This is a genomic window from Streptomyces amakusaensis, from assembly GCF_039532665.1.
Taxonomy (GTDB): Bacteria; Actinomycetota; Actinomycetes; order Streptomycetales; family Streptomycetaceae; genus Streptomyces; species Streptomyces amakusaensis.
Genome location: NZ_BAAASB010000006.1, coordinates 68526 through 92449, shown reverse-complemented (window position 1 = coordinate 92449; position 23924 = coordinate 68526). Strand labels below are relative to the sequence as shown.

The following is a 23924-nucleotide window of genomic DNA, read 5'->3' as shown; positions in this document are numbered from 1 at the left end:
ATCAGACCGCGGAGGTCTTCTCCGGCTCGGCGACCTTCTCGCTGTCGGCGAGTGCGGCGAGGTAACGCTCGGCGTCCAGTGCTGCGGAGCACCCGGTGCCGGCGGCGGTGATGGCCTGCCGGTAGGTGTGGTCGACCACATCGCCTGCGGCGAAGACGCCGGTCAGGTTGGTACGCGTGGACGGGGCCGCGACCTTCAGATAGCCCTCGTCGTCCAGGTCGAGCTGACCCTTGAAGAGTTCCGTCCGGGGGTCGTGGCCGACGGCGATGAACAGGCCGGTGACCGCCAGCTCGGAGGTCTCGTCCGACTTGGTGTTCCGCAGCGTGAGGCTGCTCAGCTTCTGGTCGCCGTGGATCCCGACGACCTCGCTGTCCCAGGCGAAGGAGATCTTCGGGTCGGCGAAGGCCCGCTCCTGCATCGCCTTCGAGGCGCGCAGGCTGTCACGGCGGTGGACGATGGTGACCGACTTGGCGAAGCGGGAGAGGAAGGTCGCCTCCTCCATCGCCGTGTCACCGCCGCCGATCACAGCGATGTCCTGGTCCTTGAAGAAGAACCCGTCGCAGGTCGCGCACCAGGAGACGCCACGGCCGGAGAGCGCGTCCTCGTTGGGCAGTCCGAGCTTGCGGTGCTGGGAGCCGGTCGTGACGATGACGGCCTTGGCCCGGTGTACCGTGCCGGCCGTGTCGGTGACCGTCTTGACGTCGCCCGTGAGGTCGACGGAGACGATGTCGTCCGGAATCAGCTCGGCGCCAAAACGCTCGGCCTGGGCCCGCATGTTGTCCATGAGGTCCGGACCCATGATGCCGTCGCGGAACCCAGGGAAGTTCTCCACATCGGTCGTGTTCATCAGCGCGCCGCCGGCGGTGACAGCGCCCTCGAACACCAGCGGCTGCAGTGATGCGCGCGCGGTGTAGAGCGCCGCCGTGTAGCCGGCCGGCCCGGAGCCGATGATGATGACGTTACGGACGTCGCTCACGGGTTGATTCCTCGTCTCTGAAGACTGTGCTGCTGTCTACTGGGCCGAGTCAATGACTCTCATCCCACCCAACGGATCCTAAGGGGCTTGCATTCCCAGGATCGCAGCGCAGCGCGTGGGAACGCCTCAGCGACGAGGGTAAGCGTCCTTGAGGAGGAGCTTCCCGGTGGACGAGGGAGCGGAATCCGCGCATGCGGAGGCGACCACATAGGCCTGGACACGCAGATCGTCCGCCTGGTCGGGGAAGACCACCAGATAGGCGCTCTCGCCGTTGTACACACCGGGCTCGGCCGCCAGCGGACTGTCGGCGCGGCCGGTGGCCCGCTGAACACAGGGGGGCACGGTCGGTGTGCTCTCCATCTCGGTGGCCGGGGAGTGTTCCTCGGTGCCGAAGGTCTTCGAACCCTTGGACCGCGCCTCGGGCACGGGGGAGCCGGCCTCGACGAGAGCACGCACCCGGGTATCGAGGCCGGGGGCGGAGAAATCCGTGCCGGGGGCGGTCGCGGACAGCCGGCCCCGGCTCTCCGAGACGGCTTCCTTCTGGCTGTCGGAGCTCCCGTCCGTCAGGCCCGCCGGGAAGAGCAGCACGCCCACACCGACGGCCGCCGCGGTGAAGAAGGCACCCATGACCACGGTGACGCGCCGGCTCCGGCGCTTGCGGCCTGGACCGGTCGTCCCCCTGGCCTGCCCCGTCGGGCGGCTCGGGGAGCTGGGCTCACGCTGGTGGACGATGGGCGGTGTTTCACGTGAAACATGCGCGGCGGCGTCGGGCGCGGTCGAGTCCAGCAGGGCCTCGGCGGCCAGGGCCGCGTCGATCCGCTCGGCGATGTCCACCGGCATCCGGGCGCTCCCGGGGAGCGTGCCGAGCAGCCCCCGGATCTCCTCCAGCGAGGCTTGGACATCGGCACAGAGCGCACAGGCGTCCAGATGGAGCCGGAGAGCGCCGCTCTGTGACGGCGGCAGCAGTCCTTCGGTGAGATCGGAGATCTCCGAGACGTCCGGGTGCTGAGTCATATCGGCCGTGGATGTCATGTGAGCCCACCTCCGCCCTTCGCAGCGGCAGGGTCAGGCCCTGCGTCCCTTTGTCCCGATGCCGGTGGGACGGAATCCCCCGGCGTCCGGTTCCTTCCCCCGCCGGGTTCGCTCCTATCCCCGGCGTCACCGCGCAGATGGGTGAGCATGGGCAGCAGCCGGGCCCGCCCCCGTGCGCAGCGGCTCTTGACGGTCCCGACCGGCACCTCGAGGATCCGGGCCGCCTCAGCGACCGGGTACCCCTGCATGTCCACCAGCACCAGGGCGGCCCGCTGATCGGCGGGAAGCTTCGCCAGCGCGGCCAGGAGTTCCCGATTCAGGTCCTGGCGCTCGGCCGGAGCCTCCGCGGACTCATGCGGCTCAAGGAGCCGCTCGAAGCGCTCGGTGTCGTCGACGGGGGAGGTCTTGCGGGAGGCCGCCTTGCGGGCCCGGTCGAGACAGGCGTTCACGGTGATCCGGTGGAGCCAGGTGGTGACGGCGGACTGGCCACGGAAGGTGTGGGCGGCACGGAAGGCGGAGACGAGAGCGTCCTGCACCGCGTCCGCCGCCTCCTCACGGTCCCCCAGTGTGCGCAGGGCGACCGCCCACAGCCGGTCACGGTGTCGTCTGACAAGCTCACCGAAGGCATTCGGGTCCCCCGCCACATGGCGGCCCAGGAGATCCTGGTCGCTCGTGTCGCGGCGTATCGAGTCGTCCAACGGTGAGCCCCCTCCCTGCTGCCGTCAGCTGACGATCTTGATCTCCGCGACCTTGCCCCGGAACTGACCGGGGCCCGACGGCGGGAGGTCCGTCAGCCAGACCAGAACGTACCGTGACCGCACCGGCTTGCCGGGCTTGAGGGCCACATTCGTTCCGGTCCCCTCGGCGACGGTGTCGAACCCGGTCGAGAGCGTCGGCTGGGACGCGGCGCTCTCGGGTGCCGCCCGCAGCTCCACCGTGGTGTCGCCGCCCAGGAAGGACACGTCGACCGTGCCGATCTGCTGGACCTCGCCGAGGTCGAGGACGATGCCGAGACCATCCTTGAGCCGGCCGAAGTCCGGGCTCGTGTACCAGTTGGTGGTCCAGGACGTGTTGGGATCGCCGTCGTAGCTGTTCACTATCTCGGCAGGCTTCTCGGAAGGCGGCTGGCCGTACGGGTCGAAATCGCTGGCACTGACGATGGCGACCGGCTTGCCCGAAGCGGCGGCGGTGTCCTTGCCGTCGTTCTTCTTGTCGTCCTCGGACTGCGAGACACCGGGGTCCACCCGGTTGTTGTCCCGCCGGATCAGCTCGTCGGCGATCTGCCAGCTGCCGAGGCCGAGAGCGGCGATCAGCAGGGCGGCCACGCCCCACTTCAGCACCTTCCCGGTACGGCTCTCCAGAGCGGCCGGGTGGGCGGGCACGGGCTGGGTGACGGCCGGGCCCGGCCGGGCGGCGGGTCGCCCGTAGGTGCCCTGCTGGTAGGTGGTCCGCTGATACTCGGGCGGAGAGGCGAAGGCGGGCTCCGGCGGGCGGATGCGCGGCATCGCGGCGATGGCCTTGGCCAGCTCGTCGGGTGTGGTGCAGGGCGGCTCCTGGCGGGAGGCGGTCGCACCGTCATTGACCAGGGCGCGCATGGCCAGCTCGGAAAGGCCCCGGTGGATGCCGGCCCGTACCTGGTCCGGCGGGAGCAGCCCGATGCCCTTGGGCAGCCCGGAGAGCCCGTACGCGTTGTTCTCGTACGGCCAGCGCTGGGTCAGGGCCGCGTACAGCAGCGCGCCGACCGCTTCCGTGTCGGTGCGCTGGGGACGCTCGGCGGTGATGCCGCGCAGGGCCGCGCTCACGGCGAGTCCCCGGATGCGGTACTGGCCGGTGGAGGTCCGCAGCACGGCCCCGGGGGTGAGCCTCAGATGGGACAGGCCCTCACGGTGGGCGGCGGCCATGGCCTGGGCGAGCTGATCGACGAGCTGGTAGGCGGCGTGCGGCTCCATCGGGCCCATGGAGAGCAGGGTGGTCAGCTCGGTCGCGTCGGGCAGCCACTCATGGACGACGTAGACGAGGTCGTTCTCCTCGACGGCGTCCAGCACCTGGACGAAACGCGGGTCGCCCAGGAGGGCGGCGGAGCGTGCCGCGGCGAGTACGGAACGGGCACGGGGGTGGTCGGCGGGGAGCAGATGCACTCCGACGGCACGGCGCAGCTTCTCGTCCACGGCTCGCCAGCTGCTGAAACCGTCCAGACGGGTGATGCACTCCTCCAGGCGGTAGCGCCTGGCGAGTCTGTGCCCGCTGTGCAGCTCGGGCGTGGCGATGGAGGGCTCGGCGCTCTTGCGCTCGCCGCCCGTGTCCGGCGTCTTCTTCTCCGCCGTGTCCTGAGTCTGAGCCGCCCCGTCGGTCGTGGCCTTGTCCGCCTGCGCGGTCAGCGGTTCGTCTCCGCTGTTGTCGGCCACGTCGACGGCAGCCGTGCTACGTTCCGCCACCGTCGTTCCTGCCTCCCCATCCGTTGCGCATAACCAACAGCCAAAGCCAATTGTGCCCACAGTCCGCTGCTATGCACGACACGCGACGACGGACGATGGTTGTGCGAATTTCGGGGCTAGCGTCCGAGGCGGCCGCGCACCATGCCGACGATGGAGTTCAGCTCCGCGATGCGCATCCGCTTCGCGGCGACGAAGAAAACGCCCAGCAGGATGATTCCGCCGCCGACGAGCGCTGCCAGGGAGCCGAGCGCGCCGCTGCCGAGGGCCTGGAGGATGGCGTAGGCCGCCGCGCCGCCGAGGGCGGCGGCGGGGACGGAGGCGATGCAGAGACGGGCGTAGGTGCGCATGACGTGCGAGCCGTCCAGGTCGCCCCCGAGGAGCTTCTTCAGCCTGCGCCAGGCGATGCCGACGCCGACCATGTAGGCGAGGCCGTATCCCGCGGCCATGCCGACGACGGCCCAGCGCGCCGGGAGCAGCATGAAGCTGGCGACGGAGGCCGCGGCGTTGACCAGGGCGACGATGACGGTGTTGTAGAAGGGGGTCCGGGTGTCCTCGTACGCGTAGAAGCCGCGGAGCACGATGTACTGCACGGAGTACGGGATGAGGCCGAGGCCGAAGGCCATCAGAGTGAATCCGATGCCCCGGGCTCCGTCGCCCGAGCTGGCGTACAGCAGGGTCGCCATGGGGACGCCGAGCGCCAGGAAGGCGAAGGCGCAGGGCACGATCGCGACGGCCGAGGTGCGCAGACCGTAGGAGATGTCGTCGCGCACGGCGGCCGGGTCGTCGTCGTGGGCGGCCCGGGAGATCCTGGGCAGTACGGCGGTCATCACCGAGACCGTGATGATGGCCTGCGGCATCTGCCACAGCAGCAGCGCGTAGTTGTACGCGGTGATGCCGACGCCGTCGATGCCGTCCTTGGCGGCCTCCGACGCGGCCCAGGTGGCGAGCTGGGTGACGACGATCATCCCGAGCTGGTTGGCGAGGACGAAGAAGAAGGTCCACTTGGCGAGCCCGAGGGCCTTGCCCAGGCCCTGGCCCTTCCAGTCGAAGCGCAGCCGCATCTTGAAGCCGGCGTCCCGCAGATACGGGATCATCGCCAGGGACTGGACGACCAGTCCGAGCAGGGTGCCGATGGCGAGTAGCCGCACGCCCTCCGGCGTGATGGTCGACTCCCCGACCTTGGTGTCGGTGAATCCGCCGAACGCCCAGATGAACGCGCCGAAGGTCGCGATGATCACGATGTTGTTGAGGACGGGGGTCCACATCATCGCGCCGAAGCGGCCGCGGGCGTTGAGGATCTGGCCGAGTACGACGTGGACGCCCATGAAGAACAGGGTGGGGATGCAGTACTGGGCGAAGGTGACCGCGACCTCCATCCGCTGCGGATCGGAGGCGATCGGGTTCGACAGCATCCGGATCAGCAGGGGCGCGGCCAGCACACAGAGGGTGGTGACGCCTCCGAGCATCACCACGACCAGGGTCAGCAGACGGTTGGCGTAGGCCTCGCCGCCGTCCTTGTCGTTCTTCATGGCCCGGACGAGCTGGGGGATGAAGACGGCGTTCAGGGCGCCGCCGCCGGCCAGCACGTAGATCATCGTGGGCAGGACGTTGGCGACCTGGTAGGAGTCGTTGAGGGTGCCGACGCCGATGGCGGCGGCCATCACCAGGGTCCGCAGGAAGCCGGTGACCCGGGAGACGATCGTGCCCGCGGCCATGACGGCGCTGGACTTCAGCACGCTGGAGGCCCGGCCGCCCGGGCTCTTGGGGGGCGGCGGAGGCGCGGGAGCGGGTTCCGTGGCGGGTGCGGGCACGGTCTGCACCGCGTTCTGCTGGTCCCGGAAGAGATGGGCGAAGGCGTCCTGCCCCTGCCCCTGGTCCCGCTCCGGCTCACCGGCTCGGGTGACCAGTTCGTCGACACCGGTGTACTGCGTGGTCCTGGCGTCGTCGCCGTACGGCAGATGGCGCGAGGGGCCGGCGGGCTCGGGCGGCGGCGTCTGGGCCCAGACCCGGGGGTCGGGAGCGTACTGCGGCGCGGGCGGCTGCTGGTACAGCGGCGGCGGCTGCTGGTAGGTGCCCGGGGGCGGCGGCGGGTGGGAGGCCCGGTCGTAGAGCGCCTCGGCCACCGGGTCCTGCGCGGAGAGATCCTGCGCCCGGTACGGGTCCGGGGCGTAGGCGTCCTGCAGATAGGGATCCGGGGGGTACTGCTCCTGGGCGGGCTGCCCCAGGGCCCGGGGGTCCAGCGGGTAGGCGTCCTGGGCCTGGGGGTCCTGGACGTAGCCGTCCTGCGGGTACGCGTCGTGCGCCTGCGGGTCCTGGAGGTAGGGATTCTGGGCGTACGGATCCTGCGCGTACGGATCCTGGGCGGCGGGGTCGGAAGCGGGCTGGGGCGGAGCCTGGCCCGCCGGGTCCGTGCCCGCGCCCTGACCGCGGTCACCGTCGTACGGCGCGTTCATTGCTACCCCACCTCATCGTCCCGGGCCGGCCGGCCACGACATCGCTCAACGGTCCACTTTCTCACCTGGGGCCGATGGCTTGCCGCTTTCCGGTCCGGTGTCCGGTGTCGGGTCACTCGGCTGCCCGGGATCCGAGCCGCCGGCGTCCCCTCCGGAGGGCTGCACTCCGTTCGAGGGGCCGTCCTCGCCGCTCTCGCCGTCCGCGCCGTTCCCGGGTTCGGTGCCGGTGTCCGTGTCCGTCCCCGGCTGCTCCTGGGCGGAGGCCCGCTTGCGCTGGGTGTACATCCGCACACCCGCCAGGACGAGCAGCAGAACACCTCCCGCGATCACGAGCATCACCGTGGGAGTGATCTCGGAGACCTTGACGGTGAACCGCATGGGCTCGCCGTACGGCTTGTTGTCCTCGGTGTAGAGCTGGGCCGTCATCCGCACCTGGCCGTTCACATGCGCCAGAGCGTCGAACTTCACGGACTGGCTGTGACCGCCCTTCACCGTGATCGGCTGCTCGGCCACGCTCTTGTCGTCCAGGCTCAGACGGGAGGAGTTGTCCGAGCTGAGCCGCAGAACCAGATGATCGACATCCTGCACCAGCCGGTTCTGCACGGTGATCGGGATCGTGGCGCTCTGCCCGGACAAGGTGATCTGCGACTTCTTGATCAGCTGTACTTCTCCGGTGAGGACCTGGAGGTTCTCCCGCACGCTCTGGCGATACTGCGCGGCGGCGGCGCGGTGGCCCCGCCAGGAAGTGGACATCTCCCGGTCGATGGCCCGGCCGAAGGGCGTCTCCACCCGGTCCATCTGCGTCAGGATGACGGTGAACTTGTCGAGGGCTTCCTGTGTCCTGCGGATGTCCTGGAACGCCTCGACCGGCAGTTCACGCGCGCGCAGATCGCGAGGGTACTCCGAGGCCGACGGGATCCGGGTGTTCGCGCTGGTGTCGGGCTTGAAGGCGGCAGCGGCGACCAGATCCATCGGCTGGGTCCAGTGCTGGGCCTTCAGACCGCCCAGGGCCCGGGCCATCGACTGCGCCTGGGACACGGTCGGCATCCGCTGGGGAGCGACGACCAGGCTCCGCTGCTTGTCCGTGTTCTGAAGGGTGACCGCCAGCGTCTGGGCGAGGAACTTCTGGATCGCCAGAGTCGACGTGTCGGTGTTCAGCATGTCGCCCTGGAAGGCCTTGGAGAGCCGGGCGTCGGCGACCACGGCCGTCGTTCCGCCACCGATCGGGCGGGCCGCGCTGGCCGTGTAGTTCAGATCGTCCCGCAGGCTGTCGCTCCGGGCGATCACCTTGTCCGCCCCCGCCGAGGTGGCGACATCCACGATCGAGGAGTCGATCGCACCGTCCACGGGCCAGGCGAAGTCGGTGGACGGCTTCTCGTGAATGATCGTTTCCACGGTCGACTCGGCGACCTGGGTGGCCTGCTGGAGATGGCTGAGCGAACCGGGGACGTTCTTCCCCCGGTGTGCCAGAGACGCCAGATCGGGGTCGGCGAACGGCAGCGCGACCACCTCGCGGCCCTTGACCGCCGACTGGAGATCGGTCAGCCACCGCTTGGCGACGTCCTGATTCTTCCCCGCGACCGTGTCGTCGCCCTGCTTGACCTCGTACTCCTCCGTCATCGCGTTGACGGTGGAGAGCAGGTCGGGATCTATCACCCAGGTGACGGGAAGACCCCGGCCGAGCGAGACGAGCTGCCCGAGCCTGCCTTCCGGAGCCAGCTCCTCGGCCAGCGACTCGTCCTCGAACACCGGGCTCTGCTGTTTGTCCGACCCCGTCTCCGAGGTGAGATGCGTCGTGGAGATCAACGGCCAGAGATAGGTGAGCCGGGTCTTCTTCTCCAGCGCCTCGGGCTGCCAGGGAAGGAAGGTCCGCTCGATCCCCAGCACCTGCCCGTACTGAGCGCTCGGAGTCCGCCCCGTCAGGGACACGCCGAGCTGGTAGACACCGTCGTCACCGAGGTCCAGCTCGGAGACCGGGACGGTGAGCGAGAAGTCCCGGCTGATGCCGGAGGCGAGCTTCGGCAGCTTCACGGTGAATTCGTCGCCGACGGGCGCGCCGTCGGCCACGGAGTTGTAGCCGGTCCGCTGGGCGGCACGGTCGATACCGGTCCTGCCGATCAGCCGCGGACCCACCCGAAGGTCGATCTCCGCGTCGCTGACCGTCTGCCTGCCCTTGTTCACCACGGTGCCGGTGATGGTGAGCTTGTCGTCCTTCAGCGGGGTGGACGGCGTGACTGTGGTGAGCGACACATCCACCGTGCGCGAGCCCGAGGGCGCTTTGGGGGCGGCCTGCGCCGGGCCGCCGATCAGGCAGGCCATGAGCGGCACGCCGACGAGCGCGGAGGCTGTACGGCGCAGCCACCGGCGGGCAGGAGAGGGGGAGGTCTCCTGGAAGTCTGCCGCCTCGGCCACGCGCACGTCCGTCCTCGTCGTCTGATGCCGTTGGTCGCTGTCGCTCTATTGCGTCCACGCATGGTAACGAGGTGCGGCGCGCCGAAGTGCCGCGGACCGCCTCACAAGATCGCCGGGGCGGCCGGGCGTGTCCCGGGCCGGGGCTGCGGTGGTCCGGCGGGAAGGGCCGAGCGGCGGTCGATAAAGCGGGACGCCGTGGCCTGTGGGACACGTACCCTCTTCTGTTGTGCCGAACGCCAATGAAGACAGCCCCATCGCACTGAGCCAGGTGCAACGCCGTGCGGTTGCGGAACTACTGCGTGTAGCGCCCGTGGCCGATGATCTCGCGCGCCGCTTCCAGGACGCCGGGTTCAGTCTCGCCCTGGTCGGCGGATCGGTCCGGGACGCCCTGCTCGGCCGGCTCGGCAATGATCTGGACTTCACCACGGACGCCCGCCCCGAGGATGTTTTGAAGATCATCCGTCCATGGGCGGATTCGGTCTGGGACGTGGGTATCGCCTTCGGCACGGTCGGCGCACAGAAGAGCGGCTACCAGATCGAGGTCACCACCTACCGCTCGGAGGCGTACGACAGGACGTCCCGCAAGCCCGAGGTCTCCTACGGCGACTCCATCGAGCAGGATCTCCTCCGCCGTGACTTCACCGTCAACGCGATGGCCGTCGCCCTGCCGGAGAAGGAGTTCATCGACCCGCACCACGGGCTGGAGGATCTCGCCGCCCGGGTGCTGCGGACGCCGGGGACCCCCGAGGAGTCCTTCTCCGACGATCCGCTGCGCATGATGCGGGCCGCCCGGTTCGCCGCCCAGCTGGACTTCGAGGTGGCCCCCGAGGTGGTCGCCGCCCTGAAGGACATGGCCGAGCGCATCGAGATCGTCTCCGCCGAACGGGTCCGCGAAGAGTTCAACAAGCTGGTCCTCTCCGCACACCCCCGCAAGGGCCTCGCGCTGCTCACCGACTCCGGTCTCGCCGCGCATGTGCTGCCCGAGCTGCCCGCGCTGCGCCTGGAGAGCGACGAGCACCACCGGCACAAGGATGTGTACGAGCACTCCCTGACCGTTCTGGAACAGGCCATCGACCTGGAGGAGGACGGACCGGACCTGGTGCTCAGGCTGGCCGCGCTCTTCCACGACATCGGCAAGCCGAAGACACGGCGGTTCGAGAAGGACGGCCGGGTCTCCTTCCACCACCACGAGGTGGTCGGCGCGAAGATGACCAAGAAGCGCATGATCGCGCTCAAGTACTCCAACGAGATGGTCAAAGACGTCTCACGGCTGGTGGAGCTGCACCTGCGGTTCCATGGCTACGGGACCGGGGAGTGGACCGACTCGGCCGTACGGCGCTATGTGCGTGACGGGGGACCCCTGCTGACCCGGCTCCACAAGCTGACCCGGTCGGACTGCACCACCCGCAACAAGCGCAAGGCGAGCGCCCTGTCCCGGGCCTACGACGGGCTCGAGGAGCGGATCGCGCAGCTCCAGGACCAGGAAGAGCTCGATGCCATCCGGCCCGACCTGGACGGCAACCAGATCCAGGAGATCCTCGGCGTGGGTCCCGGCCCGGTGATCGGCAAGGCGTACGCGTTCCTGCTGGAGCTGCGCCTGGAGAACGGCCCCATGGAGCGGGACGCGGCGATCGCGGCGCTCAAGGAGTGGTGGGCGGCCCAGGAATCGCAGTGATCCACCAGCGCGAACCGCTGTCGTGTTTCACGTGAAACACAGCAGCGGAAGCGCCGAGGGGGCGATGTTTCACGTGAAACATCGCCCCCTCGGTGGTTACCGCGTATCGCTGGTGCGACGCCACCGCGCCATGGTGACCGCGATCCCCGCGTAGATCAGCGCCACCAGCACGACCAGCTGCGCCGAGCGTCCGTCGGGAGGCAGGATCAGCGCCGCCACGCCGGCCGCCCCCACGAACGCCACATTGAACAGCACGTCGTAGAGGGAGAAGATCCGTCCGCGATAGGCGTCGTCCACCGTGGTCTGGACGACGGTGTCGGTGGTGATCTTCGACCCTTGGGTGATGAACCCCAGGACGAACGCGGCGATCAGTATCGGCACCGGGGCGAAGGGCAGCCCGAGCGCGGGTTCCAGCACCGCGGCCGCCGTCGCGCAGAGCACCAGCCAGCCGTACCGGCCGAACCGTCCGATGGCCCAGGGGGTCACCACGGCGGCCACGAAGAACCCGGCTCCGGAGACGGCCAGGGCCAGCCCGAGCAGTGCCAGGCCGTCCTGCTCCCGTTCGTACCAGGCATAGCGGCAGAGCATCAGGACCATCACGGTCAGGGCCCCGTAGTTGAAGCGCATCAGAGTCATCGCGACCAGCACCCGGGCCGCCGCCGGCCGCTCGCCCAGATGCCTCAGCCCGTCGGCCATGCCGCGCGCGGTGGAGGCGACAGCGGCGATGAGCCGGGGATGCTCCGGTGTCGTGTCCGGCCCGAGCAGCCGGCGGTCGATCCTGAGCGAGGCGAGCGCCGAGCAGAGATAGAGCCCGGCGCCGAGCAGTACGACCGCCGCGTCGGAGTCCTCCGACACCAGCCGCACCACGAAGGCGAGCCCGCCGCCCGCGGTCGCCGCCAGCGTGCCGGCCGTCGGTGAGAGGGAGTTGGCCATGACGAGCCGTTCCTGGTCGACGACCCGGGGCAGCGCGGCCGACAGGCCGGCCAGCACAAAGCGGTTGACCGCGGTGACGGAGAGGGCCGAGACATAGAAGAGCCAGTCGGGCACGGAGGCGAGGATCAGCAGCGCGGTGCCGATCGCGAGGACGGCCCGCAGCAGATTCCCGTACAGAAAGACCTGCCGCCGCTCCCAGCGGTCCAGCAAGACCCCCGCGAAGGGGCCGATCAGGGAGTACGGCAGCAGCAGGACGGCCATGGCGGAGGCGATGGCCGCCGGTGAGGTCTGCTTCTCCGGGGAGAACACCACATAGGTGGCGAGCGCGACTTGATAGACGCCGTCGGCCGACTGGGAGAGGAGCCGGACCGCGAGCAGTCGGCGAAAGTCGGTCAGGCGCAGGAGTACGCGCAGATCACGCACGGCAGGCATGCGATCAAGCGTCACACACGCGGAGGGCCCCCGGGCAGGCAACCCGGGGACCCTCCGCGGCCGATCGACCGAACGCCGGGAATCCGGCGCGCTGTCGGATGCTTAGCGCTCGACCTCGCCCTTGATGAACTTCTCGACCTGGTTGCGAGCCTCGTCGTCGAAGTACTGCACCGGCGGGGACTTCATGAAGTACGACGACGCGGACAGGATCGGGCCGCCGATGCCGCGGTCCTTGGCGATCTTCGCCGCGCGGACCGCGTCGATGATGACGCCGGCGGAGTTCGGGGAGTCCCAGACCTCGAGCTTGTACTCCAGGTTCAGCGGAACGTCACCGAAGGCACGGCCCTCAAGGCGGACGTACGCCCACTTGCGGTCGTCCAGCCACGCGACATAGTCGGACGGGCCGATGTGGACGTTCTTCTCGCCCAGGTCGCGGTCGGGGATCTGCGAGGTGACGGCCTGCGTCTTCGAGATCTTCTTGGACTCCAGCCGGTCCCGCTCCAGCATGTTCTTGAAGTCCATGTTGCCGCCGACGTTCAGCTGCATCGTGCGGTCCAGGATGACACCCCGGTCCTCGAAGAGCTTCGCCATCACACGGTGCGTGATGGTCGCGCCGACCTGCGACTTGATGTCGTCACCGACGATCGGGACGCCCGCCTCGGTGAACTTGTCCGCCCACTCCTTGGTGCCGGCGATGAAGACCGGCAGAGCGTTGACGAAGCCGACCTTGGCGTCGATGGCGCACTGCGCGTAGAACTTCGCGGCGTCTTCGGAACCGACGGGCAGGTAGCAGACCAGAACGTCCACCTGCTTGTCCTTGAGGACCTGGACGATGTCGACCGGGGCCTCCGGGGACTCCTCGATCGTCTCGCGGTAGTACTTGCCCAGACCGTCGAGGGTGTGACCGCGCTGCACGGTGACACCGGCGCTCGGCACGTCGCAGATCTTGATGGTGTTGTTCTCGCTGGCGCCGATGGCGTCCGAGAGGTCGAGGCCGACCTTCTTGGCGTCCACGTCGAAGGCGGCCACGAACTCGATGTCACGGACGTGATAGTCGCCGAACTGGACGTGCATCAGACCCGGCACCTTGCCGTCCGGGTCGGCGTCCTTGTAGTACTCGACGCCCTGCACCAGCGAGGCGGCGCAGTTGCCCACGCCGACGATGGCTACGCGAACCGAACCCATTCCGGTTGCTCCCTGTGTGATCTCGGATGAAGCCCTGCGGATCGCTGGACTTCAGTTGACTGAGCCGTCGGACGGATCCGGCGGGGTGGCGGGCCGGGAGGAAGTGCTCCCGGTGGATCCGTCGCCCGTGTGCCGGGGCAGGCCGCCCGACGGCCCAGATGTGCTGTCCTGCTGAGCAGAGCCGTCGGTGGCGGACTGTCGCTGATCCCGCCCCGCCCGCTCGCTCTCGATGAGCTCGTTCAGCCAGCGCACTTCGCGCTCCACGGACTCCATGCCGTGCCGCTGAAGCTCAAGGGTGTAGTCATCGAGGCGCTCCCGGGTGCGGGCGAGGGAGGCGCGCATCTTCTCCAGACGCTCCTCCAGCCGGCTGCGCCGGCCTTCCAGCACCCGCATTCTCACCTCGCGCTCCGTCTGTCCGAAGAAGGCGAAACGAGCCGCGAAGTGCTCGTCCTCCCAGCTGTCCGGACCGGTGTGCGAGAGCAGCTCCTCGAAGTGTTCTTTCCCCTCCGCCGTCAATCGGTAGACGATCTTGGCGCGCCGCCCTGCGAGTGAAGCCGCGAGGGCGTCCTCGGGAGCGCTCCCCGGCTCCTCGATCAGCCGGCCGTTGGCGACCAGCGTCTTGAGACAGGGATAGAGGGTTCCGTAACTGAAGGCCCGAAAGATTCCCAGTGAGGTGTTGAGCCGTTTCCGCAGCTCATACCCGTGCATCGGGGCCTCGCGGAGCAGGCCGAGCACGGCGAACTCAAGGATGCCGGAGCGTCTGTTCACCGCAGCCCTCCTTCGCCGTCTCAGCCGCCTATGCCGTGCTGATGTATCGACTCGATACATCAGCACGATAGGCCTGTGTTCCTGCTGCGACAAGGGGGGGCATCGTGAACGGCGTCACATCGTAAATTTGTCGTGAGCAACTTGCCTGATTTGGGGTGAACTTCGGACCTGGGGCAGTTTCGAGCCTGCGTAGTCTGTGCGGATGCAGACCCCCGGGAACCAATTGACGCCGCGAGGCGTCGTCGCCGTGGATGCACAGCGGATGAGACCTCTCCCGGACTGGTCCGTATCCATTTCGGGGGGACCGGAACTCACCTGCCGCTTCCAGGCGTCTCGCCTGCCCGAGGAGTAGTCGTTCGATGAGCGAGCACCGTCGCAAACCGCCGCAGCCGCAAGGTGGCGGGCGTGCGGCCGCCAGACGCGCCACCCAGCAGCCCTCCGGCCGCCGTGGGGGCCAGCCCAGAGACACCGGCACGGGTTTTGGTTCCGTGTCGCACAGCGAGGATCAGTCCTACAGCGGCCGGGCGGAAGCGCGCCGCGCCGCCCAGCGCGGCGGCCGACGACGGGTCGACCCGGGCGCGGGCGCGGGGGCCGGCCACGGCGGTCGCGGCGGTGGCCGGCGCGGTGGCCCCGGTGGTGGGCACGAGGGCCGCGGCGGCCGGCCCGGCAAGAAGCGGCTGGTCGACTATCCGCGCGACGGCAAGTACGGCTGGCGTCGCTGGGTTCCGTCGTGGAAGCTCGTCACCGGGCTCTGCCTGGGCTTTCTCGGCAGTCTGATGACCGCTGCCACCATCGCCTACGCGATGGTGGGGGTGCCCGACCCCAATAAAATGGCGGAGGCCGAGAACAACGTCTACTTCTGGGACGACGGTACCCAGATGGCCGCCACCGGCGGTGAGGTCAACCGGCAGAACATCGGCCTGAACAAAATTCCTCAGGACATGCAGAACGCCGTGATCTCGGCGGAGAACAAGACCTTCTGGAACGACTCGGGCATCGATCCGCGAGGCATCAGCCGGGCCCTGCTCAACATGGCCAAGGGGCAGGACACCCAGGGCGGCTCCACCATCACCCAGCAGTATGTGAAGAACGCGCGGCTCGGCGACCAGTCGCAGACCTTGAGCCGCAAGTTCAAGGAGCTGTTCATCTCCATCAAGATCGACAGCAATGTGAAGAAGCCCGAGATCATGGCCGGCTATCTGAACACCTCCTACTACGGGCGCGGCGCGTACGGGATCCAGGCCGCTTCCCGTACGTACTACGGGAAGGACGCCGAGGACCTGGACGCCAGCGAGTGCGCCGTCCTCGCCTCGCTGCTGAAGGGCGCCACCTGGTACGACCCGGCGGGTGCCACCGACATCAACACCGCCGCGACCCAGGAGAAGAACTACGACCGCGCGACGAAGCGCTGGCGCTGGATCCTCGACGAGATGGTCAAGGACGGGCACCTGGACGCCGCCAAGCGCGATTCCTTCGTCAAGGCCGGATTCCCGATGCCGGACCCGGTGAAGAAGGGCGCGAAGCTCGGCGGGCAGATCGGCTATCTGGTCGATCTGGCCAAGGCCAACTTCCTCGCCAACAACGACAGGGACATAGACGCCGCCAAGCTGGCCCAGGGCGGTTACGAGATCCACACGACCTTCAACAAGGAGAAGGTCAAGAAGCTCGAGGCGGCGGTCACCGATGTCCGCGAGCGGAACATCGACGCCAAGAAGCGCCCCAAGACGGACACCCATGTCCAGTTCGGCGGCGCGTCGGTGGAGCCGGCGACCGGCAAGATCGTCGCGATCTACGGCGGCGAGGACGCGACCAAGCACTTCACCAACAACGCCAACACGACCGGCGCCCAGGTCGGATCGACCTTCAAGCCGTTCGTCCTGGCCGCCGCCATGCGCGACGGCGTCCGTGACCCGCGGCTGGGCATTGAGCAGTCGCTGGAGCAGCGCACACAGATCAACCCGGACAAAACCGTTTACAACGGTAAGAACAAGCTCCGGATCAAGAACTACAACGGCTCGGTGTGGCGGAACGAGAAGGGTGAGGAACTCTTCCAGGTCAACGACGGCGACGAGGACTACATAGACATCAATCTCCGAGAAGCCATGATCGTCTCCGCCAACTCGCCCTTTGTGCAGCTCGGCATGGACGTCGGCATCTCCGAGGTCCGGCGCGCGGCGGAGGACTCGGGACTGCTCCCCGAGTCGCTCGACAAGTCGAACGTGCCGTCGTTCTCGATCGGCATCTCGACCCCGAGCGCCATCCGCATGGCCAGCTCGTACGCGACGTTCGCGGCCGAGGGGGAACAGCGGGAGCCCTACTCCGTCACCTCGGTCAAGAAGCGCGGCGCGACGATCTTCAAGCACAAGGACGAGCCCGTCGGGGCCTTCACGGCGAACATCGCCAACAATGTGACCGATGTGCTCAGGGACGTCGTCGAGGACAAGAAGGGCACGGGCCGCAACGCGCGCATCCCGGGCCGTCATGTCGCCGGCAAGACCGGCACCACCGACGGCAACAAGTCGGCCTGGTTCGTCGGCTACACCCCGCAGCTGTCGACCGCCATCGACATGTACCGGCTGGACGACAACGAGAAGAACGCCAACCGGGGCTTCCTCAAGATGTTCGGCACGGGCGGCCAGGACAAGATCCACGGCTCCTCGTTCCCGTCCGAGATCTGGCAGCGCTACATGGCGGACGCGCTCAAGAACGCGCCGGTGATGAAGTTCCCGAAGGCCGAGCCCATCGGTGAGGCGGTCTGGGGCGGCGGTGCCAGCAGCCCGACCCCGACTCCGTCGATGACGCCTTCGCAGACTCCGTCCCAGACCCCCTCCCAGACGCCTTCGCAGACTCCGTCCCAGACCCCCTCCCAGACGCCTTCGCAGACTCCGTCCCAGACCCCCTCCCAGACCTGCAGTCCCTGGGACGAATGGTCCTGCGGCGAGGATGACGGCGGTGCCGACGGTGGGCAGCCGGGTGGTGGCGCGAACGACGGCGGTGCCGATGGCGGGCAGCCGGGTGGTGGCGCGAACGACGGCGGTGCCGATGGTGGGCAGCCGGGTGGTGGCGCGAACGACGGCGGTGCCGACGGTGGCCAGCCGGGTGGTGGCGCGAACGACGGCGGTGCCGATGGTGGGCAGCCGGGTGGTGGCGCGAACGACAGCGTGGGCATCTTCGGCTGACCCGTGGCGCCACGGCGGCGCACCCCGCCCGGCTCCGGCCGGGAACCGAGGGCCACGGCGTCCGGTGTGCCCGGTCCGTGCTTGATGCACGGGCCGGCGGCCGGAAACCGCGGCCCTCGTGGCGTCCCCCGTCCGTACGGCAGGATGAGCACCATGCCCAGTGCGGAAGAGACGATCGTGTACGAGGACCGGCCGGACGTACGGCCCACCCGGCGGGATCCCGTCGCGGCGTCCGGCAGCGAGCTGATCGGCGGCCCGGCCGGCCGCTGGGCCCTGCGCGCCCCCGGCGGCCGTCTCACGCCGGTACGTGTCGTGTCCCTGGTGGCCATCGGCATGTTCGCGCTGGGCATGGTCCAGAAGATGCCCTGCTACAACTGGGCCTGGTTCCGCGGCGCGAACTCGCAGTACACCCACGCCTGCTACTCCGACATCCCGCATCTCTATGTGGGGCGCGGCTTCTCCGAGGGGCTCATCCCGTACGTCGACCGGCTCCCCGGCGACATGGCCTTCCTCGAGTACCCGGTGCTGACCGGGCTGTTCATGCAGATCGCCGCCTGGCTCGACCTGTCCGGCGGACCGATCCAGGAACAGCAGCAGACGTACTGGATGATCAACGCGGGCATGTTGATGATCTGCGCCGCGGTCGTCGCGGTCTGTGTGACCCGCACCCACCGCCACCGCCCCTGGGACGCCCTCCTGGTGGCACTGGCCCCCGCCTTCGCGCTCACCGCCACCATCAACTGGGATCTGCTGGCCGTGGCGCTCACCGCCGCCGCGATGCTGATGTGGTCCCGGGGCAGGTCGGTGGCCTTCGGCGTCCTCATCGGCCTGGCGACCGCCGCCAAGCTCTATCCCGTTCTTCTGCTGGCCCCGCTCTTCCTGCTCTGCTGGCGGTCCGGCAAGTGGCGCGAGTTCGCCACCGCGACCTTCGCCGCCGCGAGCACCTGGCTGCTGGTGAATCTGCCGGTGATGCTGCTGGCCCCCGAGGGATGGCGGAAGTTCTACACCTTCAGCCAGGAGCGACAGGTCGACTTCGGATCCGTGTGGCTGATCCTCAACCAGCGCTTCAGCGCCGCGATCGAGCCGGAGACGGCGAACAACTACGCGATGCTGCTGATGGTGCTGATCTTCGCGGGCATGGCGGCGCTCACCCTGTACGCCCCGCGCAGGCCGCGCTTCGCGCAGCTCGCCTTTCTGATCGTCGCCGCGTTCATCCTCACCAACAAGGTCTACTCGCCCCAGTACGTCCTGTGGCTCATCCCGCTCGCCGCGCTGGCCCGGCCCCGGTGGCGCGACTTCCTGATCTGGCAGGTCTGCGAGGTGATGTACTTCCTCGGGATCTGGATGTACCTCGCGTACACGACCGGGGAGAAGCACCAGGGACTGCCGGCCGAGGGCTACCACGTGGCGATCGCCCTGCATCTGCTGGGCACGCTCTATCTGTGCGCCGTGGTCGTGCGCGACATCCTGATGCCGGACCGGGACGTCGTACGGCAGGACGGCTCGGACGACCCGTCGGGCGGAGTGCTCGACGGGGCCGACGACGTCTTCGCGCCCGGGCGGAAGGACAACCCGCCCCACCACCCGGCCACGGCGGCCAGGACCCAGTGGGGAACAGCCGCCCGGAGCGCCGAGGAGGAGCCCGCCGACCGGCCTCCGTCGGGCGGGCGGCCCTGAGGGAGCGGGTCGCGGATTCCGCGACCCGCCTCGGCCTCAGCCCTGGCGGTCCACCAGCCGGTCGAACTGGGTCGTGGTGTGGCGCAGATGGGCCACCAGTTCGTCGCCGACCCTCGGCTCCTGCGCGTCCGAGGGCACGAACAGGATCGACACCTGCATGTGCGGCGGCTCGGCGAACCAGCGCTGCTTGCCCGCCCAGACGAACGGCGAGAGGTTGCGGTTGACGGTGGCCAGACCGGCGCGGGCGACGCCCTTGGCACGCGGCATCACGCCGTGCAGCGCCTTGGGGGCTTCCAGGCCCACTCCGTGGGAGGTGCCGCCGGCGACCACGACCAGCCAGCCGTCGGAGGCGGCCTTCTGCTGGCGGTAGCCGAAGCGGTCCCCCTTGGAGACCCGGGTCACATCGAGAACGCTGCCGCGGTACTCGGTCGAGTCGTGGTCGCCGAGCCACAGCCGGGTGCCGATACGGGCGCGGAACCGGGTCTGCGGGAACTGCTGCTGGAGCCGGCCGAGGTCCTCGGCGCGCAGATGGCTCACGAACATGGTGTGCAGCGGCAGCCGGGCCGCCCGCAGCCGGTCCATCCAGGCGATGACCTCCTCGACCGCGTCGGATCCGTCCGTGCGGTCCAGGGGCAGATGGAGAGCGAAGCCCTCCAGCCGGACATCGTCGATCGCGCCCGTCAGCTGGGCCAGATCCTGCTCGGAGACGCCGTGCCGCTTCATCGAGCTCATGCACTCGATGACGACCCGGGCTCCCACCAGCGCGTGCACCCCGTCGACCGAGGAGACGGAACGGACCACCCGGTCGGGCAGCGGAACGGGCTCCTCGCCCCGCCGGAAGGGCGTCAGGACGAGCAGATCGCCGCTGAACCAGTCCTTGATCCGGGCCGCCTCGTAGGTGGTGCCCACGGCCAGCATGTCCGAGCCGAAGCGGGAGGCCTCCTCCGAGAGCCGCTCATGGCCGAAGCCGTATCCGTTCCCCTTGCACACCGGCACCAGACCGGGGAAGGAATCGATCACGGACTTCTGGTGCGCCCGCCAGCGCGCGGTGTCGACGTACAGGGAGAGCGCCATGGCCGGCCCGGAACCTTTCTGATGGCAGCGATGTGTCTGAGAGGGGTACGAGATGTACGAGGTTACGGCGTGCGTCAGCGGCGCGACATATACATGTCGAGCGCCTTGTGGAGAAGCTTGTTGAGCGGGAAGTCCCACTCGCCCACGTACTCGACGGCCTCTCCGCCCGTACCGACCTTGAACTGGATGAGACCGAAGAGATGGTCGGTCTCGTCGAGGGAGTCGCTGATGCCGCGCAGGTCGTAACAGGTCGCGCCCATGGCGTACGCGTCGCGCAGCATCCGCCACTGCATCGCGTTCGAGGGACGGACCTCACGCCCGATGTTGTCGGAGGCGCCGTAGGAGTACCAGACATGCCCTCCGACGACGAGCATCGTCGCGGCGGACAGGTTCACTCCGTTGTGGCGCGCGAAGTACAGCCGCATCCGGTTGGGGTCCTCGGTGTTGAGGACCGACCACATGCGCTGGAAGTACGAGAGCGGGCGGGGCCTGAACCGGTCGCGGATCGCGGTGATCTCGTAGAGCCGCTGCCACTCCTCAAGGTCGTAGTAGCCGCCCTGGACCACCTCGACACCGGCCTTCTCGGCCTTCTTGATGTTCCGCCGCCACAGCTGGTTGAAGCCCTTGAGGACATCGTCGAGCGAGCGGTTCGCCAGGGGCACCTGGTACACGTACCGGGGCTGGACGTCACCGAAGCCGGCGCCGCCGTCCTCGCTCTGCTGCCAGCCCATCTTCCGCAGCCGGTCCGCCACTTCGAAGGCGCGCGGCTCGATGTGCGTCGCCTCGACGTCCTTCAGCCGCTTCACATCCGGGTCCTGGATGCCGGACTTGATCGCGGGCGCGTCCCAGCGGCGGATGACCACCGGCGGGCCCATCTTCACGGAGAACGCGCCCTGCTGCTTCAGGTGGGCGAGCATCGGCTGAAGCCAGTCGTCCAGGTTGGGCGCGTACCAGTTGATCACCGGGCCCTCGGGCAGATACGCCAGATACCGCTTGATCTTGGGAAGCTGGCGGTACAGCACCAGGCCCGCTCCGACGAGCTGGCCCGTCTTGTCGAACCAGCCCAGATTCTCCGAGCGCCACTCCGTCTTGACATCAGCCCACGCCGGGACCTGGCAGTGACTTGCCGATGGCAGTGACTGGATGTAAGCCAGATGCTGCTCTCGGCTGATGGTCCTCAGGGTCAGGCTCATGCGGGGCGCTCCTCGGCAGGTGTGTCCCCATGGGTCAGGGGCTCCGGCTCTCGCGCCGAAGCCTACTGGGCCCGGGGAGCGCCCCAAATGGCCGCTCTGCCCTGGGGCCTGCCGCGGGACAGGCCCCGGCGGTCAGCCGAAGACCCCGCCGAAGAGGCCGCCGTGGGCCATCCCGAGGAAGAAGCCGAACGCGGATGCGCCGAGACCGATGATCAGCGCTGTTCGTTCGCGGGTCGTCACGGAGATGAACTGGCCGTACGCGCCGGTGAGGATTCCCACCAGCCCCGCCCATGAGCTGAGCAGATGCAGATGGTGGAACAACGACGAGACGAAGGCGATGACGCCCAGCACCAGCGTCACCGCGACCAGGGTGTCCTGGAGGGGGTGAGGCTTGCCGTCCGTGGCGAAGAGGGAGGTCTGACGTCGCACTGCCTGTGCCATCTGGCACCTCCTGGCGTTGATCGGAACGCCGCGCATCGTAGCGCCGCGCACATCCGATGTGTACAGATTGTTCCCCCTGGGCTCCGGATTTCAACCGGAAGCACCTCTCCGGGTACGCTGTACGGTCTGCACTGGTGTCTGTCCTGGCGAGAGCCGGCGAGAGTCCGTCGCCCGCCGCTGTCAGTGGCGGCTGATTGACTCGGACACCCTTGCTACGCATCACGACCCTCCTGCCACGGAACGACCGTGGCCGCTGAGTCCAAAGGAGGTGGGTTCCACATGCGTCACTACGAAGTGATGGTCATCCTCGACCCCGATCTCGAGGAGCGCGCTGTCTCCCCGCTGATCGAGAACTTCCTCTCCGTCGTCCGTGAGGGCAACGGAAAGGTCGAGAAGGTCGACACCTGGGGCCGTCGTCGTCTCTCTTACGAGATCAAGAAGAAGCCCGAGGGCATCTACTCGGTCATCGACCTTCAGGCCGAGCCTGCGGTCGTCAAGGAGCTCGACCGCCAGATGAACCTGAATGAGTCGGTCCTCCGGACCAAGGTCCTCCGTCCCGAGACCCACTGAGCATCTAGCTCAGCGGACATCGGGTTCGAGTAGCAGTAAGCAGCCAGAAGCAATCCCGCCGAGAGGTTCACCCAATGGCAGGCGAGACCGTCATCACGGTAGTCGGCAATCTTGTCGACGACCCCGAGCTGCGCTTCACCCCGTCCGGTGCGGCGGTCGCGAAGTTCCGTGTCGCGTCCACTCCCCGCACCTTTGACCGTCAGACCAATGAGTGGAAGGACGGCGAAAGCCTCTTCCTGACCTGCTCGGTCTGGCGTCAGGCGGCGGAGAACGTCGCCGAGTCGCTCCAGCGCGGCATGCGTGTCGTCGTGCAGGGCCGGCTCAAGCAGCGGTCCTACGAGGACCGCGAGGGCGTCAAGCGCACGGTCTACGAGCTGGACGTCGAGGAAGTCGGCCCCAGCCTCAAGAACGCCACGGCCAAGGTCACCAAGACCACCGGTCGCGGCGGCCAGGGTGGCTACGGCGGCGGTCAGCAGCAGGGCGGCGGCAACTGGGGCGGCGGCCCCGGTGGTGGCCAGCAGGCCGGCGGCGGTGCTCCCGCCGACGACCCGTGGGCCAGCAGTGCGCCGTCCGGCGGTCAGCAGGGCGGCGGCGGAGGCAGCTGGGGCGGAAGCTCCGGCGGTTCCTCCGGCGGTGCTTCCGGCGGCGGCTACTCGGACGAGCCCCCCTTCTAGGGATCACTCCCCAGGGGTGCTCGTGCCCCCACTTCTTGATCACACAGGAGAAACACCATGGCGAAGCCGCCTGTGCGCAAGCCAAAGAAAAAGGTCTGCGCGTTCTGCAAGGACAAGACCGTGTACGTGGACTACAAGGACACGAACATGCTGCGGAAGTTCATTTCCGACCGCGGCAAGATCCGTGCCCGCCGCGTCACCGGCAACTGCACGCAGCACCAGCGTGACGTCGCCACGGCAGTCAAGAACAGCCGTGAGATGGCGCTGCTGCCCTACACGTCCACCGCGCGCTAAGGGAGGGTGACCGAAACATGAAGATCATCCTCACTCACGAGGTCACTGGCCTCGGTGCCGCCGGCGACGTAGTCGACGTCAAGGACGGCTACGCCCGCAACTACCTGGTCCCGCGTGGTTTCGCGATCCGCTGGACCAAGGGCGGCGAGAAGGACGTGGCGCAGATCCGCCGCGCCCGCAAGATCCACGAGATTGCGACCATCGAGCAGGCCAACGAGGTCAAGGCCAAGCTCGAGGCCGTCAAGGTGCGTCTGGCTGTTCGCTCCGGCGACGCCGGCCGTCTCTTCGGCTCCGTCACCCCGGCCGACATCGCCACGGCGATCAAGTCCGCGGGTGGCCCGGAGGTCGACAAGCGTCGCGTTGAGCTCGGTGCGCCGATCAAGACCCTGGGCTCGCACCAGGTGTCCGTGCGTCTGCACCCCGAGGTTGCCGCGAAGCTCGGCATCGAGGTCATCGCCGCCTGAGTGCGTGCGTGACTGATGTGGGAAGGGCCGCACCCGATGGGTGCGGCCCTTCTCTTT

The 23924-nt window shown here is 68.6% G+C and carries 19 protein-coding genes; 7 read left to right on the top strand and 12 right to left on the bottom strand.

Annotated elements, in window-relative coordinates; all coding sequences use genetic code 11:
* Position 1 precedes the first annotated feature (1 nt).
* The 6 genes from trxB to ABD371_RS12480 all read right to left on the bottom strand — a co-directional run bounded on the left by trxB (position 2) and on the right by ABD371_RS12480 (position 9308).
* Positions 2-976 carry a thioredoxin-disulfide reductase gene (gene trxB / locus ABD371_RS12505; protein ID WP_190121252.1) on the bottom strand — a complete coding sequence of 325 codons (975 nt, stop codon included), beginning with the start codon at positions 974-976 and terminating at the stop codon, positions 2-4.
* 126 nt (positions 977-1102) lie between these two features.
* On the bottom strand, positions 1103-2008 hold the full coding sequence (locus tag ABD371_RS12500) for an anti-sigma factor (RefSeq protein ID WP_344475980.1): 906 nt from the start codon (positions 2006-2008) through the stop codon (positions 1103-1105).
* Positions 2005-2706 carry an RNA polymerase sigma factor SigM gene (sigM, locus tag ABD371_RS12495; protein WP_344475978.1) on the bottom strand — a complete coding sequence of 234 codons (702 nt, stop codon included), beginning with the start codon at positions 2704-2706 and terminating at the stop codon, positions 2005-2007. Before sigM ends, ABD371_RS12500 begins: the two co-directional genes overlap by 4 nt.
* A 24-nt stretch (positions 2707-2730) precedes the next feature.
* Positions 2731-4443 (bottom strand): protein kinase family protein, encoded by a 1713-nt coding sequence (locus ABD371_RS12490; RefSeq protein ID WP_344475976.1) that lies wholly within the window; start codon positions 4441-4443, stop codon positions 2731-2733.
* A 116-nt stretch (positions 4444-4559) separates the two neighbouring features.
* On the bottom strand, positions 4560-6896 hold the full coding sequence (gene murJ / locus ABD371_RS12485; RefSeq protein WP_344475974.1) for a murein biosynthesis integral membrane protein MurJ: 2337 nt from the start codon (positions 6894-6896) through the stop codon (positions 4560-4562).
* Between the two features lie 45 nt (positions 6897-6941).
* Complete coding sequence (locus ABD371_RS12480) at positions 6942-9308, bottom strand: DUF6049 family protein (protein WP_344475972.1); 2367 nt, start codon at positions 9306-9308, stop codon at positions 6942-6944.
* A 226-nt stretch (positions 9309-9534) separates the two neighbouring features.
* Here ABD371_RS12480 and ABD371_RS12475 point away from each other — a divergent pair, with 226 nt between their 5' ends.
* Complete coding sequence (locus ABD371_RS12475) at positions 9535-10983, top strand: CCA tRNA nucleotidyltransferase (protein ID WP_344475970.1); 1449 nt, start codon at positions 9535-9537, stop codon at positions 10981-10983.
* 96 nt (positions 10984-11079) lie between these two features.
* Here ABD371_RS12475 and ABD371_RS12470 read toward each other — a convergent pair whose 3' ends face one another.
* The 3 genes from ABD371_RS12470 to ABD371_RS12460 all read right to left on the bottom strand — a co-directional run bounded on the left by ABD371_RS12470 (position 11080) and on the right by ABD371_RS12460 (position 14301).
* On the bottom strand, positions 11080-12348 hold the full coding sequence (locus ABD371_RS12470) for an MFS transporter (RefSeq protein ID WP_344475968.1): 1269 nt from the start codon (positions 12346-12348) through the stop codon (positions 11080-11082).
* 102 nt (positions 12349-12450) lie between these two features.
* Positions 12451-13533 (bottom strand): inositol-3-phosphate synthase, encoded by a 1083-nt coding sequence (locus tag ABD371_RS12465; RefSeq protein WP_344475966.1) that lies wholly within the window; start codon positions 13531-13533, stop codon positions 12451-12453.
* A gap of 51 nt (positions 13534-13584) precedes the next feature.
* Positions 13585-14301 (bottom strand): PadR family transcriptional regulator, encoded by a 717-nt coding sequence (locus ABD371_RS12460; protein WP_344475964.1) that lies wholly within the window; start codon positions 14299-14301, stop codon positions 13585-13587.
* Between the two features lie 359 nt (positions 14302-14660).
* On the opposite strand from ABD371_RS12460, the gene ABD371_RS12455 reads away from it, so the two are divergent.
* Together ABD371_RS12455 and ABD371_RS12450 are read left to right on the top strand one after the other, a co-directional pair.
* Positions 14661-17480 (top strand): transglycosylase domain-containing protein, encoded by a 2820-nt coding sequence (locus ABD371_RS12455; RefSeq protein WP_344475961.1) that lies wholly within the window; start codon positions 14661-14663, stop codon positions 17478-17480.
* 153 nt (positions 17481-17633) lie between these two features.
* Complete coding sequence (locus ABD371_RS12450; protein WP_344475959.1) at positions 17634-19157, top strand: glycosyltransferase family 87 protein; 1524 nt, start codon at positions 17634-17636, stop codon at positions 19155-19157.
* 36 nt (positions 19158-19193) lie between these two features.
* On the opposite strand, the gene ABD371_RS12445 is transcribed toward ABD371_RS12450, so the two are convergent.
* The 3 genes from ABD371_RS12445 to ABD371_RS12435 form a co-directional block, all read right to left on the bottom strand.
* Complete coding sequence (locus ABD371_RS12445) at positions 19194-20231, bottom strand: alanine racemase (RefSeq protein ID WP_344475957.1); 1038 nt, start codon at positions 20229-20231, stop codon at positions 19194-19196.
* Positions 20232-20305: 74 nt separating this feature from the next.
* On the bottom strand, positions 20306-21424 hold the full coding sequence (locus ABD371_RS12440; RefSeq protein WP_344475955.1) for a lipid II:glycine glycyltransferase FemX: 1119 nt from the start codon (positions 21422-21424) through the stop codon (positions 20306-20308).
* Positions 21425-21556: 132 nt separating this feature from the next.
* Positions 21557-21865, bottom strand: a complete 309-nt coding sequence (locus ABD371_RS12435; RefSeq protein ID WP_190121266.1) for a hypothetical protein — start codon at positions 21863-21865, stop codon at positions 21557-21559.
* Between the two features lie 279 nt (positions 21866-22144).
* Between ABD371_RS12435 and rpsF the strand changes: the two genes are divergently transcribed.
* The 4 genes from rpsF to rplI all read left to right on the top strand — a co-directional run bounded on the left by rpsF (position 22145) and on the right by rplI (position 23867).
* Positions 22145-22435 (top strand): 30S ribosomal protein S6, encoded by a 291-nt coding sequence (gene rpsF / locus ABD371_RS12430; RefSeq protein ID WP_006604399.1) that lies wholly within the window; start codon positions 22145-22147, stop codon positions 22433-22435.
* A gap of 74 nt (positions 22436-22509) precedes the next feature.
* Positions 22510-23109 (top strand): single-stranded DNA-binding protein, encoded by a 600-nt coding sequence (locus tag ABD371_RS12425; protein ID WP_190121267.1) that lies wholly within the window; start codon positions 22510-22512, stop codon positions 23107-23109.
* A gap of 57 nt (positions 23110-23166) precedes the next feature.
* On the top strand, positions 23167-23403 hold the full coding sequence (gene rpsR / locus ABD371_RS12420; RefSeq protein ID WP_003956534.1) for a 30S ribosomal protein S18: 237 nt from the start codon (positions 23167-23169) through the stop codon (positions 23401-23403).
* 17 nt (positions 23404-23420) lie between these two features.
* Positions 23421-23867, top strand: coding sequence for a 50S ribosomal protein L9 (gene rplI / locus ABD371_RS12415; protein WP_190121268.1), 447 nt, complete (start codon positions 23421-23423; stop codon positions 23865-23867).
* Positions 23868-23924: the final 57 nt, after the last annotated feature.

What these genes read in the sequence shown, in the direction of transcription:
- ABD371_RS12450 (WP_344475959.1), top strand. Translation starts at nt 17,634, where the DNA reads ATGCCCAGTGCGGAAGAGACGATCGTGTACGAGGACCGGCCGGACGTA.
- ABD371_RS12470 (WP_344475968.1), bottom strand. Translation starts at nt 12,348, where the DNA reads ATGCCTGCCGTGCGTGATCTGCGCGTACTCCTGCGCCTGACCGACTTT.
- murJ (WP_344475974.1), bottom strand. Translation starts at nt 6,896, where the DNA reads ATGAACGCGCCGTACGACGGTGACCGCGGTCAGGGCGCGGGCACGGAC.
- rpsR (WP_003956534.1), top strand. Translation starts at nt 23,167, where the DNA reads ATGGCGAAGCCGCCTGTGCGCAAGCCAAAGAAAAAGGTCTGCGCGTTC.
- ABD371_RS12435 (WP_190121266.1), bottom strand. Translation starts at nt 21,865, where the DNA reads ATGGCACAGGCAGTGCGACGTCAGACCTCCCTCTTCGCCACGGACGGC.
- ABD371_RS12455 (WP_344475961.1), top strand. Translation starts at nt 14,661, where the DNA reads ATGAGCGAGCACCGTCGCAAACCGCCGCAGCCGCAAGGTGGCGGGCGT.
- ABD371_RS12465 (WP_344475966.1), bottom strand. Translation starts at nt 13,533, where the DNA reads ATGGGTTCGGTTCGCGTAGCCATCGTCGGCGTGGGCAACTGCGCCGCC.
- ABD371_RS12440 (WP_344475955.1), bottom strand. Translation starts at nt 21,424, where the DNA reads ATGAGCCTGACCCTGAGGACCATCAGCCGAGAGCAGCATCTGGCTTAC.
- ABD371_RS12425 (WP_190121267.1), top strand. Translation starts at nt 22,510, where the DNA reads ATGGCAGGCGAGACCGTCATCACGGTAGTCGGCAATCTTGTCGACGAC.
- rplI (WP_190121268.1), top strand. Translation starts at nt 23,421, where the DNA reads ATGAAGATCATCCTCACTCACGAGGTCACTGGCCTCGGTGCCGCCGGC.
- rpsF (WP_006604399.1), top strand. Translation starts at nt 22,145, where the DNA reads ATGCGTCACTACGAAGTGATGGTCATCCTCGACCCCGATCTCGAGGAG.
- ABD371_RS12445 (WP_344475957.1), bottom strand. Translation starts at nt 20,231, where the DNA reads ATGGCGCTCTCCCTGTACGTCGACACCGCGCGCTGGCGGGCGCACCAG.
- ABD371_RS12500 (WP_344475980.1), bottom strand. Translation starts at nt 2,008, where the DNA reads ATGACATCCACGGCCGATATGACTCAGCACCCGGACGTCTCGGAGATC.